The 15,546-nt window shown below is 39.7% G+C and carries 8 protein-coding genes; 3 read left to right on the top strand and 5 right to left on the bottom strand.

All coding sequences use genetic code 11. The features are described from left to right. Positions 1-11: 11 nt before the first annotated feature. Both MQE36_RS13310 and MQE36_RS13305 read right to left on the bottom strand, forming a co-directional pair. A complete protein-coding gene (locus tag MQE36_RS13310; RefSeq protein ID WP_242936469.1) occupies positions 12-3,425 on the bottom strand; it encodes a VIT domain-containing protein in 3,414 nt (1,137 codons plus the stop codon). Between the two features lie 200 nt (positions 3,426-3,625). Beyond that, positions 3,626-4,018, bottom strand: a complete 393-nt coding sequence (locus MQE36_RS13305; protein WP_242936468.1) for a beta-ketoacyl-[acyl-carrier-protein] synthase family protein — start codon at positions 4,016-4,018, stop codon at positions 3,626-3,628. On the opposite strand from MQE36_RS13305, the gene MQE36_RS13300 reads away from it, so the two are divergent. Next, a complete protein-coding gene (locus tag MQE36_RS13300; RefSeq protein ID WP_242936467.1) occupies positions 3,987-4,457 on the top strand; it encodes an aminotransferase-like domain-containing protein in 471 nt (156 codons plus the stop codon). The two genes, MQE36_RS13305 and MQE36_RS13300, sit on opposite strands and share 32 nt — an antisense overlap. An 88-nt stretch (positions 4,458-4,545) precedes the next feature. On the opposite strand, the gene MQE36_RS13295 is transcribed toward MQE36_RS13300, so the two are convergent. Together MQE36_RS13295 and MQE36_RS13290 are read right to left on the bottom strand one after the other, a co-directional pair. Further along, the gene (locus tag MQE36_RS13295; protein ID WP_242936466.1) at positions 4,546-5,766 is read right to left on the bottom strand and encodes a threonine aldolase family protein; all 1,221 of its coding nucleotides are present in this window, start codon (positions 5,764-5,766) and stop codon (positions 4,546-4,548) included. Between the two features lie 494 nt (positions 5,767-6,260). Next, entirely contained in the window at positions 6,261-7,160 is a 900-nt protein-coding gene (locus MQE36_RS13290) for a DUF5694 domain-containing protein (protein ID WP_242936465.1), read from the bottom strand. A gap of 189 nt (positions 7,161-7,349) precedes the next feature. Between MQE36_RS13290 and MQE36_RS13285 the strand changes: the two genes are divergently transcribed. Both MQE36_RS13285 and MQE36_RS13280 read left to right on the top strand, forming a co-directional pair. Then, positions 7,350-8,369 (top strand): sensor histidine kinase, encoded by a 1,020-nt coding sequence (locus tag MQE36_RS13285; RefSeq protein WP_242936464.1) that lies wholly within the window; start codon positions 7,350-7,352, stop codon positions 8,367-8,369. Next, complete coding sequence (locus MQE36_RS13280; RefSeq protein ID WP_242936463.1) at positions 8,366-9,055, top strand: LytR/AlgR family response regulator transcription factor; 690 nt, start codon at positions 8,366-8,368, stop codon at positions 9,053-9,055. The genes MQE36_RS13285 and MQE36_RS13280 overlap by 4 nt, the downstream gene beginning before the upstream one ends. Before the next feature lie 166 nt (positions 9,056-9,221). Here the strand turns inward: MQE36_RS13280 and MQE36_RS13275 are convergent, their stop codons facing one another. After that, a complete protein-coding gene (locus MQE36_RS13275) occupies positions 9,222-15,311 on the bottom strand; it encodes a DUF2272 domain-containing protein (RefSeq protein WP_242936462.1) in 6,090 nt (2,029 codons plus the stop codon). Positions 15,312-15,546: the final 235 nt, after the last annotated feature.

The raw sequence follows: 15,546 nt of genomic DNA, 5'->3' as shown, positions 1-15,546 counted from the left end.
ATGTTCTTCTTTTAAAATGAAAGTCTCCCAATTTCTAATTCCTCTTCTTCTTTGTCGAGTCTGACTATAATAGTTTTCTTTTCTTCATTCGGTTTCCCATAGTGGGAGAATAGAGACACTTTTAAAATCGTTGGTCCGGATATTTTCTGGACATTATCAGCAAAATAATCAACCAGCACCTGATAAACGCCTTTTTCTGATGTTTTAAGCATAAACTCTTCCGGTCCGTAACCTTCCGTCATATCTTCAGACATCCTCCCTCCTTTTACGGTTAACTTATTGTCGTAAGATGCCTTTTCACCACTCGGATCAATTACCCAAAGGTCGATATCGGTATCGTTGTGATTCCAGTCAATTACAACCCTGACATCTACCTCTACAGACTTAAACAAGTTTTTTGTTGATTTTTTGAGCTTAAGTTGTTTATCATATTTATGTACCAGGCGAGACAACTCTACATAGGCTATCTGCTCAATGCCCTCAAAACGCTCTTCTTCGTCTTTTTCAAGTAATTGCCCATCGTAAATTTTAAACAGCAAATCGAAGCTTTTTTGAATATCACCCGCCTGCTCACAGGCTAATGCAAGATCACGATACGACTGCGGTTCCTCCGGACGGAGTTCCAGTATTTTTTTATAAACAACTACGGCCAGATCATATTTTTTATAATACTCCAGTTTATATGCCAATGCCTTCATTAACTCATGGTTATTCAGGTCTACCTCCATCAGGTTGGTTAGTATGGTAACGGCCAGATCAGACCGCTCTCTGCGATCGAAAAAGTCGGAAACATCTAAATAGAACGAAGGACTGTTTGCATATTCATCGCGAATATGCAGATACTTTTTATAAGCGGCTTCCGGACTCGCCTCTTTATTCAATATACTGATATATGGCGTATCCGGATTCCATGACTTTAATTCGATTTTATCGGCAATTCGCTCATGGAGCTCCTCGATCTGATGCTGGTTTTTTCGTTTCCCTTTCTTAGTAGTAATAATCATAACGCCATTGGCGGCTCTCGCTCCAAAAACAGCTGTTGCATTGATCCCTTTTAGAGTCTGGATGGATTCAATGTCATCCGAACTTAACTCCGCTAAGGGGTTGTTTCGAACTTCGAGCCCATCCAATACATATAAAGGTGTATCGTGTATCGGTGCCGATACCCTGTGGGGACTGAACGTTTCTCTGTCATTTTCGGTAGTCTGAACTCCGGAAAACTCAGAGGTGACTTCTTTTTCTTTAGAAGGAGCGTACCCGGTAATAACAACCTCTTCTAAGCTATTGTGATCTGCCTCAATTTTAATCATTACAGGCGATGCATTCCGGATAGTGTATTCTCTGGTAGTATAACCTATATAAGTTATTACCAATACATCTCCAATTTCAGCATTGAGACTGAAATTGCCGTCGAAATCAGCAGTAGTACCGTAATTTTTCCCCTTAACCATAATATTAGCCCCGGGCAAAGGGTAATCATCATCGGCGTCACTGACTATTCCGGACACTATATTTTTGGTAGTATCGATCGCTCTTTGAACCGTCGCCCTTCTGGTCTGGTTGTTCTGATCTGCTGGCGTTCCTTCATTTGTAGGTAACTCCGTCGAAGATTCAGTTCCCGAATCGGGATTGTTATCAGAATGGGGTTGAGTTTCCGAAGTCGTTACTTTATCTTCTCTATCCTCTTTTTTAGGAAAAACAGTTCGATACCAGGTCATTAAGTCATCATAATTTTCAGAAAGCATGTTTTTACGGGATGCTAACGCTTCCCGACGATATGCTTCTTCTTCATCAAGTAATGCCAATCTGCTTTTATATTCCCTTCTCAATTCCATAGGGGGTTCTATCCGGTAGCGGACATAATCTTCTATCCTGTCCAGAATAATCATGGAAGTATAATCCGTTACCAAATCATAGGCTTTCGCCAGGGCTATTATAGCATCTTTAGACGCTTCCTTATTCCTGTTAAGGTATTCCAATTTCTTTTTGGCCCATAATCTTTTAACCAGCTTATTACTTTCAGCCGCCTGAACAGGAATAGTGATCTCGCCGGTTACCTTTCCGCCATAACCAAATAACATGGTAACGGTTGAGGCATTTGTAAACCTTCCTGAAATGGAAAAATCTTCTGTTACATTAACTACGTTTTTCGGATATACTTCACTGATCTCCTTCCCGTGTCGGGTTCCCAAAAACTGGAAAATTTCATATTTGAGCAGCTCAGAAGCCTTTGCCGATGTCATCCGGCTCAGATTCATATAAGTTCCTCCTGATGCAACAGCTAAGTTGCTTAGCTTTCCGTGATTGGCAGCGCTTAAGGAATTGATCGTATATACAGGTGTTTTTATCTTTTTATCGAAATCGCCGAGATTTGCCAATCCGTCCGAAAACAAGAGAATTTCATCTGCATTCAGCTCTTTTTTGTTGAAGAGATTAAATGAGGTCCCGCCATCATATTCCGTTTCATGAATAAGTTGCCTGACAGCGCTCCAGTCCCCCCGGCTAACCATTACTTTTTTTTCCGTTTGGATCTTATTATTAAAAGCTATAAAACTAACCTCTGCCTCTTCGAGATAGCCGAAATAGTTGTCCAATACTTTTAATTCTTTCTCCAGGTTCCGGTATCTCATAGAATAGGAAGCGTCCCACAACAACGTGATACTTTCCGGTTTTTCTTTTAACCGCTTTTGAGGTTTCAGCTGTTGATACAGGTAGAAATAGTCTTTATAAGTTAAGGCTTTGTTTTCTTTTTTGTCATTGAAAATCTGAACTATAAGTGGTTTTTGAGGCCTGAACTTTTCCTTTTCCATATAAAACCCATAGCCTTCACCCTTTTCATTAAACCTGATCTGTTGATAGTCGCTACCGGAAACAATTGGAGTTTTGTTACTTCCGCGGACTTCCATACGTATCGAAAAACGATCTAATAATTCATCAATCCCCAGTGGTAATTCATAAACCAATACGCCATCTGATGAAGCTAATTCCTGTTCATACGAAACAACCACACGTTTATGCGCTCTTGGCAGGATAGGATATATTCTCGCTTTATAATTATTACCTTCTGTTTTTTCCAATAGTCCCGGATCGATGTTCTGTCGCACGGTACTCTCAAAGGCCACCCTTGCCAGCTCTTTCTCTACGATTGCAGCTTCTCTTAACTCGCGGTTCACCTCCATGGCAAATCGCGATACCGCCTGTCCTTCTCCCAGAGGAAATCTTAATTCACCTTCCAGTGTCCGGTTTCGTTCGTTATAGAACTGCATATCGTAGGTAGTGGTAGCAAAGTTTCCTGTTATCTGAACATCTATTTTTAAACCGGAGAGTCGTAAACTACTCGAATCATTGAGTACTACATGAACAGAATTTTGCGAACATAACGGCAGGGTTAACAAAAGAAATAATACATATAGTGTTTTTTTCATCTGACAGATGGTTGGTATTAATAAATAAATTAGGATATAAATATATGTTAATTCTTACATCACACCAATAATACGATCAGAAAAACAAAAGGATCTTTATTTTAATTTATCATGGGTTGTTATAAGCCGTTAAATGTACATCGATTGTCGTCAAAGACACTCATTTGAATTAGCAGCATACTTTTTAAAAATTGTTGTTGCTACATGCCCCCAAAACCAAAGGTATTACTCATAGCATAGTGTACCTCCTTTTGCCGGGCAGTTTGCAAGGTGAAATCGAAAACATCTTTATAGGCAGGCTCTACATTAGAGGTATTTATGGTAGGTGGAATTATGTTTTGTTCAACAGCTTTTATACAGGCGATAGCTTCTATCGCTCCATCGGCACCTAAAAGATGACCTGTCATAGATTTTGTTGCGCTTATGTTTAGCTTACACTCTTTACCAAAAACCCTTTCTATGGCTTTTAATTCGATCAAATCACCCTGAGGTGTCGAAGTAGCATGGGCATTCAGGTAATCAATATCGCTGGATTGTATATTTGCAGCCTCAGAAGGTTCTATGAGTAAAGTTGTTGCACCGGCATTACGCATAGGCTATCGTGCAAGCAATAATCGCTCTTTAATTAATAGTACGGGAAGCCTCAGGAAAATTATCGATGTACAGGGAGATAGCATTATGGAACAAGCGGTATTACAGCTTATCAAAGACGGTACCGTAAAAAGACATATTAAAAAAGCAACAAATCATTATAAATTAAAAAGAGATGTTGCCGCTGCTATACTTGATAAACATCTTGCAGACAAAGCAATATACAATATCCCCGAAGGCGGACTGGCTTTTTGGGTGGTGCCAAACAAACCGACAGACTGGTTGCAGGTATCGGATAAACTTCAACATAAAGACATAAAAATTATTAGTCCCGAAACCTACAGTTTTAACCAAACGGTAAATGACATACGCTTAGGATATGGATCACTTACCGGTAAAGAATTCGAGGAAGGTATAATAGCATTATCAAAACTACTCTGATATACATGGTAATACTCCCTCTGATTAATAAAGAGTAAATGATAATCGTATAAGCGTTGGAATGTTGTATTTATATGGTTTACACTACTTAACCGCGAGCCTTCTGTACCCCCGCCTCCCAGGCAGCTATAATTGTATGAATATCTCTACTTAGTATACTTTCGTTTATAGTGAATTTAACGATACCCTTATCGTTAGCTCTGCCTAACCATATATTATGATTTTCATAGAGATATATTGCCAGGGTTTTTAAATTAACCTCCTTCCCAAGAGACAAATCGTAAATATTGGTTCCGTTTTTTATAGATTTTATTTGAATACCTTCTAGCTTGTTCAAGGCATTGATTAATTTGTCTGAAACAGTCCGCACCTTCTTCCAGCGCTCTTTAAACCCTTTAAGATAATGTAATGCCATGGCCGAACTACTCCAGTTCTGATAAACAGTACCTCCCAGTATTTTTACCTGATGGGCTACCTGATCTATCATTTTGGCATCTCCACAGAGAATGGCTCCTCCGGTTGCATTTAAATATTTGTACAGGGAGATATAAACCGTATCAAAATACGACGCATATGCTGAGATTGAAACACCTGTATAAGCCGCTGCTAAATGTAAACGGGCACCGTCGAGATGCATTTTGTAACCATGCTGTTTACAATAAGCCGATATTTCCTTTATGGATTCTACAGGAACAGCAACACCATCTGCCCTTCTCACCGGACTCTCTATAACTACTGTCCCCAGCCCGCTTTTAAAAACTTCACTTTCATTTGTATAATTAATTTTATCTTTCAGGTCATTTAAACTAAAATAAGGTTCACCTTTTCCTATCGGAACGAGACGCTTGCTATGTACACTTTGGGCTGCATCTGCTTCATCTCTGAAGATATGCGAATTTTCCGGAACGATTACTTTGGTGTTCATCCCATTAAGTAATTTAATAGCTACCTGGTTTGCCATAGTACCCGTAGGTAAATAAACAGCCTTTTCTTTGCCTGTTATTTTAGCGAAATTTTCTTCCAATAATCTTATAGAACCTTCTTGTCCGTAAAAGTCAGGTTCTATAGTACTCTGCTTTGTAATTTCAATTAATTTATCCAGATACTCATCAGGTGAAAAAGCCAATCCGTCAAAAATAAAGTTCACGGCCTGCTCTTTGGAAACTGATCGTACTGTACTTGCATTTGCCAGTGAAGTAGCAGTCAGACCAACGGTTGGGAGAATTAAAGGGATGGTTGCCAAACCACATCCTTTAAGAAAGGATCTTCGATTGTTTTCTTTTTCCATTTGATTTAATTTTTTTGACATATCAAACAAATATACTGAAATATTAATTGATATATCAACTATTATAAACCAAATGCTATGTGTATGAATTACATTTGGTTAGCAATATTTGCTCTGTTATTCAGAATCAGAAGTATTACCCTTAAAAACACTTAATTTCAGGATTTTACACATCGATTTTCTGACAATCTCACCCCTAAAGTCCATTTAATCCTTTTTTATACCATATAAAATACCGGCTCTTATAATTAAAAAATTAACCTACATAAATACAAAGTTTAACTCCCCGTTTCAAGGTGTTTTAATATGGGTTGAGCCCTGTCATCTCCCTACCAAAGCCCTAGATAAGCCTATCAGGGTACCATAACAACCCATTTTAGTGTTTTTAGTATCACCACGCTTCGATGAATGGTAATCTATGACTTTCATGCTCTTTAATAACGCCTTTTGTCAATAAGAAAACACAACCGGATATCAGGTTTGCATTTTCTTATTTGAACAAGGGTTCTGAAGTTTTAATCCTTTACCAGGCGCTCTAAAGAAACCACATTAAACTGAGGGGAAGCTTTAAAACATTCATTAAGGATAGACATATGCCCGTTTCCAAACAATACCAATAAGCGATCTTCCTCCCGAGGCTGGGTTTTCAGGATATTATTGAATATTCGCAGGTTTCTGCTGTACCACCACATGGCCAGACCATCAGGTCCGAGGTTATTTTCGGTATTGAAGCCTGCTGTTAAATAATGACCGTGAGCACGTCTTAAATTTTCCGGTCTTGCGTTAGCAATAAATATTTCCAACAGGGTCATTTCCTTACTCCAAATATCATTGGCCTTATATAACTGCTTGTATTTACCGTCCCATTGATCATTTAATTCTTTATTTACAAGTTGAGAGTTCTTCCCGAATATTTTTTCCTTAAAGGCCTTTTGTTCCTCGCTGTTCAGCTTATTACCAAAGTCAGAATTTAAACTTCCGGCATCTACCGCATATACCTTTTTATGGCCTAATAATTTAGCCAGCCTGTATGCTAGCTGGTATATCTCATTTCGTTTAAGTGTAAAATTACCCCGGACATACGCCGTATATAGTGAATCGTGGTATGCCTGATTTTCAGATTCTACATATATTCTGGTCGGATTATACCGTTTCAGTACCATCAACACATCGTTTAACTCCTGTTGTCTTTGTACAGAAAGAACATCCATTTTATCTTCTTCAGCAGTTTTATGATCATCCAGTCCCGGATAATTAAAATGGAAAGTGCCCAATAAAAGTACATCCGTAGATTTGGTGCCTTTTGACAAAATGTTGTCAGCATTCGTTTTTTCGATAAGTTCCCAGTTTACATCCTGCGCAAAAAGATTGCTCATTAACCCAACAACTAAAATTATACTAAGTAAATGTTTCATGGTTCTGTTTGTTTTTAAAATTTGTGGCTAAATTGTAGCCTCTAAACAATAATTAAAAATAAGTTCTGTGAACCATGCGTATAACTCTGCTAATCATAGTAAGATTCATCATCATGATTTACCGATTCAATTCACGGGTTTACCGATTTGACTTTAATACATAATGAAACACCGGGTATCTTAGCTGGCATGACTAAAAAGCAACGTATTATTCTTTATGGGATTTGTATCTTTCTCTTCCTATTCGGGTTTGAGATCATAAACAACCTTGGATTCGGAAAAAGTATTCAATGGGATCAGCTTCTTAATTACTACCAGCTGACTTCATTTGTTTACATCACACTGACATTTTGGTTGAGTTATTTGTTGTGGAACAAAGTATGGCCCAACAGGCGATTGATGCGGATAATCGGCACCGTCATTGCTCTTTATATTTTCTTTATCGGTTTCCGGTACATCCTCGAAGAAATAATCAGTCCCCTGCTCGTCGGTCATGGTAATTACTCCGAAGGCGTGACATTTCGCTATTATTTAACCGATAACCTATACTATGCGAGTATCTATATCGGAATTGGATTTTTATTGTTTTTACTCGATTACCAGATCAGGATCCAAAAAGAGAAATCAGAAATGGAAGCAGCTGCCAGAAGGGCTGAATTAGACTTTCTACGATTGCAGATCAGTCCGCATTTTTTATTCAATGCCCTGAACTCTATTTATGCACTTGCTTACAAGCAATCTGAAAAAACTCCAAAGGCCCTATTGCAGCTTAGCGACCTGCTACGGTATGTTCTGTATGAAAAAACGAATAAAGTGCCGCTGGAAAAAGAATGGGAAATGCTACAGCATTTTATAGCATTGCAATCGCTCCGACTAGGAAATAAACTTCAGGCAAAAATCGAGAAACATGGAAATCTGAACGCTTTTGACATCCCTCCCTATTTACTTATCTCCTTTGCAGAAAATGCTTTTAAACATGGTAAGCTGACCTCTGTAGAGAACCCCTTTAAAATTTCCTTGCGTGCAAATAACCATGTCCTTTGCTTTATTTCTGAAAATAAGGTTGGAATTAAAAACAAAGATGATCAGAAAGGAATTGGCCTGGATAATTTGCGCAAGCGGTTAGAATTACTATATCCGGACCAGCACAAACTGTCGGTTGAAAATACAAATGATATTTTCAAAGTTACTTTAACTTTACAGCAATGATATTAAGAACTGCCATATTAGATGATGAACCTCTTGCGATTGAGGTTTTACAGGACTATGTTGAAAGAACAGCATCGCTTCAACTTGCTATTGCGGATACAGATCCTTTTAAAGTACTAAAACTTGTTCAGGAAAATAAAGTCGATTTGCTTTTGCTGGATCTACAAATGCCGGAGTTAACAGGGATACAATTTATGAAGATTGTGAGCGACAGTTGCAGGATAATTTTAACTACGGCCTATCCTGATTATGCCCTGGAGAGTTATGAATATAATGTAACTGACTACCTGCTTAAACCTATTGGTTATGAAAGATTCCTGAAAGCTATAGAAAAAACAGAATTGCAAACTACTGTACAGCCTGATCAGACTTCAGAAGCATATATTTTTGTTAAAAGCGGGTATAAAACCATTAAGCTGAATAACAAACAGATTGTATACATACAAGCAGCCGGCGATTATGTAGAATACCATCTGGCGGATGGTAGTAAAGTTTTAAGCCTGGATAACTTAAAGGATATTCAAAATCGATTAACTACAAGCTATCAGCGAGTACATAAGTCATACATTATAAACATGGAGCATATTATATCTATTGAACGAAGTCGTATTACGACTTCGTTAAAGAATATTATTCCTGTTGGGGACAGCTATAAAGAATCGTTTTTTGAAAGGATCAATAATTAATCTAAATATTCATCACCCTTTTTAAACGTTTAAGTTCTAACGCGGTGTCAGTTACGTAGTCGAGGTATTTCGGACAATCGAGGTGTCACTCCTGCACCCGACATGGCATTTAGCGCTATCAACGGGCCTGGCCTTTAGTAATTATAAAGACTTTTTTAATTGATTGCTATGGAGCCGTACGGGTTTTAATAACAACAAAGTACTGATTTTGTGATCCGGTGTACTGTACCCTGCTGTCAAAATTACTTGCTGCGGTGTCGTTATTGTATATCTGCCATATTCTGGCCGGATCGATCTTCCCGTCCGCATCCAGATATATTCTTCGTTTCCCTACACTTACATTTACCAGGGCAGCAGGTGTTATTCTATTCGTCCAGGAACCGTCTGCCTGTTTATCCGTTTGTATAGAATCTACTTCTAGGTTCCCCCCTATAACGGTAATATATTCTTCTGTTTTTTCTACTACGATGTCGGTATGTGACGATGCACGTCTTACTTCCCGGTTCGAACGGTTCACCACATCATCATAGTTAACCGCTGTACTTCTACCGACAATATCGCCAACCTCCGGGGCATATTGATCAATCCGGTAACCCCAGAAAGGATTTCTTCTGTTATTATTTTCCTTATTCAAAATGGCTTTAGCTATAAAATCCACATGGCGTTGTGACCGTACAAAAACGGAATTGCTTGTTATGCCCGCTTCCTGAACAAGGTACCCGATAAATGCAGCACTCCATGCCCCCCTTGAGCTTATTCTTGCATTTGCAAGGGCTGTGGTAAAGGCCGTGGTAGCAGTTCCTGTATCATTGGTATCATAACATGCCAGCCAATAGTTCCTTAATCGTTCTTCCACATGGCTTTCCGTTTCCCAAAAAGCATTTCCTGTATGTGTTCCTCCGTCGTGCCAGAATTCATATTCACTTAATGCCTTGTTTTTCAAAGCTTCCTTAAAAGCACTCATATCAGAAGGTACTCCCGGCATCCAGCTGACAGTCGGACTCTGCCCCTCGGAAAGCTGGGGGATGCGGTCTGTAAACCTTACGATCTGCAAAAACAAATCGCCTGAATTATCCGTAACCATTTGCTCGAACATTTCGATAAAATCATCAAAATATTCAAATTGTTCCTGACCGTCGGCTGGATTAATAAACTTAAAAGTTACATCTTCCGGATTGTTCAGGTCTCCTTCCATCCCGAACAATAACAATGCATGAGGAGAGAAACCTTCCGAACTATCGGCGTCAATGGTAACCCAAAGCGGACCGTAATCGCTTAGCCATTCATAGTACTGACGAAGGGTATAGCTTGCAGGTGGCATCGCTGTCATATTCAATGCGGCAATAAACTGATTTTTTTCAGAGGCCGCCAGTCCCGTAGCATTATCAAACATCGTTACATAATAGTTTTCATCAGGCGGCGTTAAACGATCTCCCGCCATGCGTAATACTTCCCGAATTGGATTTGACGATCTTAATTTCCAATTCATCATCATGGTTGCTACTGTTGCCCAACATCCCATACTGGGTTGTACAATGCCCTCTATCTGATAATTGACATTCACGGGTTGCAACCCTTCTGACGGTCGGACCTGAATCGATTCGTGGGTACCGTCCGCATCCGTGCGTTGTGCCTGGACAGATTGCCCTCTGCTGATAGCTTCTGAAGCCGATCTCGACAATGACGGACGGTTTTGTTCCCGCTCAAACTGTTGTGTTTCTCTGGCGCTTTCTCCTCCGTCAATTTGTTGCTGTAAATGCTGTCTCGTTAAGTTTTGAGCATCTTCATTACTTATGTTACCATCACGTCGTGCTTGCGATATGCCATCTGCAATACTTTGAGAATTTTGTGTGTTATGCTGTTGTGTAGCCAGGCTCTTGGCCATTTCTGCAAATGCCTTTGCATTTTCCTGATTAGACAAATAGGTCCGCATCACATTATCCTGGTTACCGGATAAACCGGTAATATCTTTAAATACATCTGATTTTCCTAACAGTTCTGAAAGCTGCGATAAGCCAGCTGCCGGCGCCGGTGCATCCGGAGCATTCTGAATATTTACCATAGGGGTTGCAAAATCCTTATACTCGGGCTTATAATCTGTAACTACCGGAGTCGGTGTTACCACCGGAGCAATCGGGGTTGGTTCTTCCGTCCTGAATTTATCCCAGTCCTGTGATGAATTCTCTTTTACCATTTCACAGGCATCACAATTACCCTGTATGGCCTCCATGAATACCCCTCTGGTCGGGACGCTCAACCGGTATGGAGGTGTAGGCGTCAGTGGCTTGTAGTAATCAAACAGGGAGGTTTCTATAAAGGTATTATCTCCTATTTCTTCGAGCATATTGTTACGTCCCACCCTATATCCGTCAGCAACAGGAAATACCATAGAATTTCCCGTAACAGTAATCAATTCATTCTTAACCACCGAAGCCAGACTCCGCATCACAGATGTATGCCCGGTTGATGTATAGGTCTGGATATTAAATCCATCCAGCAGCATATAACGTCTGTCCGGGTCTAAATTAGCCCATAATATCTTATTGTAGTGCTCTAAATTGCTGTTAAGGTGTTCGATAAGCTCATTAATCAGATATACATCTTCTTTTCGCGGGTTTCTTTTTTCCAGTGTATTTAGAGGGGTGTTTATATTTTCGACATCATCGTGCAGATCGTTATAAAGTCGCCTGTTTACTATAGTTGAAGCATGATGATCGCTACGGTAGTTGATCTGGATGCTATGGAGCTTAAATGTAACAAAATCGAAAAACAGATCATGATGCTCTCCGGTTAGCGGAGAAGAAAAGTCAATCGTTATCTCCTCAATTGATTTTCGGGTAGTATTGGCCGGAATCCCATTATCTTTGATAAAATATTTAAGAATCCTGTTTCCTCCCTTATATTTCTTATCTTCTGTTAGGTCGATATCCCCTAACGGAGTGACGGATATTCGTCCACCCCCGCCCCCTGCAGTGTCGTTTATAAGATTACTGACAATCTGGGGGGCTATATGCTCGTTAAAGATCCGGTCCCAGTCAGCTATTACATTACCGTTGAAATACTGAAACAATTCCTGTAAATCCATGTCCAATACCTGCGCATAGGCTTCCCAGAGCTTCTTTTCTTTTTCCATCCCGGCAAAGAAATCCATGTCTGTAGGTCCTGCATCACCATCAAAGACAATCCCTATAAAATCTTCAAATACATTAATACCATTCGTGCCATCAAAATTTACCCTGATACATTTTGCCGGAGGTACGGTTTCGTAATTAGCATCTAAGGTCATAAACATATCAAAGATCTGGCCCCGGGTTAATACTTCTGTTGATGTTGTATTGCGTTTTATGGTCGGGCCTTTGGCGGCACAAGGAACAACCGCTCCGACAACGGAATCCTTGATATTTTCCCTTATGGTTCCTGCTACGTCAATTCCGGCATCAGTAGTGACGGTTGTCTTGATAACCGGAAACGACAATATTCTGTCAAACCTGGTTTTTGGCCTTGGAATGTGAATATTTAATTTCATGTATCCGGAAAACTCCGTAATAACTTCGTCTGCATATGTTTTCTCAGGAAAATCAACCCGCTCATAATCGGTTTTTATACGCTCATTGGCATCAAAAGCTTTTAATAGCGGATGTCGCCGGCGTAAAAATGAAAATGTCCTCAAATAGGTATTTGAAGGTATCGGCTTAAGGTTCCGGGCCAGAATATCTTTCCATTTATGTATATTCTCTGTCGAGAAATTGGTCATCAGCAAGGGTACAAACACGCATTCTTCTACATGAGAAAGCTCCTGATAAATAGCATAATGCCTCAGTACTTCAAAGTACATCATCGTTAATGAATGACAGTGATTGTGATTGGCAATAGTTTCAGCAGTAACCCCATAATCCTGTCCTTCTGTTACTGTAGTAACTACAGATGCGTTCAGCTCACGATAACTTTCAGCATTCTGCATCAGCGATTGCCGGAGTTTTTCACCAAAAAACTGTGAAATATTCCGGGAACTGTTTTGAGATGCTGATGAGTTTGAGTTCGAAAACCCTCCTGCAACCCCTAAAGAAGCTCCGATTCCACCATAAGAAACCCCAACTCCCAATCCGGCAGACATACCAGACGTATGTGCCCTGCTCCTGCCGCTCATACTTTCGTCAATTCCCCCACTTAACTGATCGGTAATAAAGCGATCACTGATCAGTTCGGCCGATAAACTTTCGCCTTGCGAAATGGTTTGTGATTCAGCTCCCGTAAGGGAATGTGAGGCTTCAAAAACAACAATTTGCTTTTTCTGCCCGGGCGCCAATGGCAATGAATAAACCAGGTCGCCCAAAGAATATCCGTCTGCCTTGAATATAGACTTATAATGGAGGATATGTCCGGTAGCTACCGTTACCGCCTGGTACATTGATAAATTTTCCTTGGCATCAGGTGCATCTTCCCAACGGATCGGGTTATTGAGTCCTACTTCTCTTCTATCCAGCGTATTTCTCCCTCCGACAAGATTATATTTTATTTTTCCGTTCCGTGCTGTTTTCTCGAGGACGTAATTAGCCACTTCCGGATCCGTTACCCTTACAATAGCGTTATAACTATATTCGCGTAAGGTACGGTTGGGGGTAGACAGGTTAATGCATGATCCTCCTATATCCTGCGTATATTCGTCTGAATTGATCAGATCTTCCTGGTCGGGTAACCGCTTTGCCTTTTTGGGAGAATGGCAATCACAATCATCGTGTTCATTGCCTTCCCCACTGGTCGTTACTACATCTTCGTCGGTTAAAAGGAGAAAAATAAAATCGTCTGAAATGGTTTCATTCGTATCAGCCGGATTCATAAGAAGATCGACAGGACTGTTGGGCATCAAAGATACCATGGCCTGTGCCCGGATATAGTCTCCAAAAGGATAGTTTAAAGAAAAATTTCCGGAATGATCGGTAGTTGATGAAGCTACGATCCGATAGAGCTCATCCTCTTCTTTTTTAGCCTGGACGATGACTGTAAGTTCATTCAGATCGTATTTATCTCCATTCTGCAAAACCTTCCCCCGTAAGCGTTTGGGACTTACGGGGTTTCCGGTTTGCGGGTCCACTTCTATGGTTGCTGCCGGGTATTTGCGTATTTTTATATCCAGGTTCGGGAGTGCTGAATCTCCTTTATTGTATTTTCCCTCCCATAACACCGCTCCGTCATATCCTTTTACCTTTACTGTAATCAAGCCTGCTATATTATTGGCAAACAACGGGGTGTTTTCATTAAAATTAAAGCGAATACTATTGTTTTCAATAGTTTCTTCCGCTTCATTCCACCTGTATTTTAATACTTTGGGGCTGCCGGTTACCTGCAGGAATTCGACAGAAAGATCATAGAAGTCCAAATCTTGCTGAACCAATACGTCTTCTGTAATTACTTCCAGGTGTCCGCCAATAGCTAACGGCCTGATCTCAGGAATTTCAATGGGGAAATCAAAGAGCTCGTTGAAATTTTCTTTTACAAACTGAAAAAATTCGTTATTGATGGTATATTCGGTCCTTTTGAGGAAATCGGCCAACTGGGCATATTCGATACTGAATTCGCTATCTGAAAAGCCGGGATATTCAGCGTTAAGATTAACAAGAATCTGGATGAAGTCCAATACGAACCTGTCTGAAATGGCCCTTTCGGGATACAAAGCATCGAAATAGTATTTAAAAAGCTCATAAGCTTCCTTATTGATGATAAAAACCCGCCTGTTATACTGTTCGGCAAGATTTGAAAGCCCTTTTATATTAAGAGCATCTTTCTTTTTAGCATTAATATCCCCGTAAGTATTTAAATATTTGGCATATTCATCCTGGTAATGTCTTTTATCATAATCTGAAGAATAGGGAGCCTTTAAATAATAGATCCCTTCGAATTCTTTTGTCGTAATTACCTGATGCCGTTCATCTTTGGTGGCAATAATGAATTTAAACGAATAATCGTTAATATTCACTCTTTCCTCTCTTAGTAGGTCTATAAAGTGGTACAGAAAGAAGCCGTAGATATCGCTTATCTCACCACCGACCAATTGATTTAACGGCAGATTCACTTTGTAAGTCGTATCATCTAAATCCTGAGACGTCAGAAATATTTCGTGTCCACTAACATATCTGTATATCTGATTTCGATCGATGTTGAATGAAAATTTAGGGATCTTCACTTCTATCGATACATTATCGATCCCTGATCGATCCTGATCCCCTTCTGACGAAAAACTAAATTGAACTGAAGCCATAACATATAGATTTAATGCTGTTATATGATTATTCAGGCTTAGGGAATTTGATAACAACCGTATAAATATTGTTAATAAAACAATGTAAATCAACAGGTTATTTCCTGTTTATGAACGGGGATTTTTCCTTGTGCTGCTTATTTTTGAACCTAAACATTATTAATTGCTGATGAGTGAAATTAAGCCCAAAAAAGAAGTGACAGAAGATTCATGTACTCATAATTCCTTTATTTTT

The sequence above is a fragment of the Zhouia spongiae genome, assembly GCF_022760175.1.
In the GTDB taxonomy this organism is placed as follows: Bacteria; Bacteroidota; Bacteroidia; order Flavobacteriales; family Flavobacteriaceae; genus Zhouia; species Zhouia spongiae.
Note: the sequence above shows the minus strand (reverse complement) of the source record. Positions and strands in the feature narration are given on the sequence as shown.

Bases quoted from the DNA above. Each gene is read 5' to 3' on its own strand.
- MQE36_RS13310 (WP_242936469.1), bottom strand. From the start codon at position 3,425: ATGAAAAAAACACTATATGTATTATTTCTTTTGTTAACCCTGCCGTTA.
- MQE36_RS13300 (WP_242936467.1), top strand. From the start codon at position 3,987: ATGAGTAAAGTTGTTGCACCGGCATTACGCATAGGCTATCGTGCAAGC.
- MQE36_RS13305 (WP_242936468.1), bottom strand. From the start codon at position 4,018: ATGCGTAATGCCGGTGCAACAACTTTACTCATAGAACCTTCTGAGGCT.
- MQE36_RS13295 (WP_242936466.1), bottom strand. From the start codon at position 5,766: ATGTCAAAAAAATTAAATCAAATGGAAAAAGAAAACAATCGAAGATCC.
- MQE36_RS13290 (WP_242936465.1), bottom strand. From the start codon at position 7,160: ATGAAACATTTACTTAGTATAATTTTAGTTGTTGGGTTAATGAGCAAT.
- MQE36_RS13285 (WP_242936464.1), top strand. From the start codon at position 7,350: ATGACTAAAAAGCAACGTATTATTCTTTATGGGATTTGTATCTTTCTC.
- MQE36_RS13280 (WP_242936463.1), top strand. From the start codon at position 8,366: ATGATATTAAGAACTGCCATATTAGATGATGAACCTCTTGCGATTGAG.
- MQE36_RS13275 (WP_242936462.1), bottom strand. From the start codon at position 15,311: ATGGCTTCAGTTCAATTTAGTTTTTCGTCAGAAGGGGATCAGGATCGA.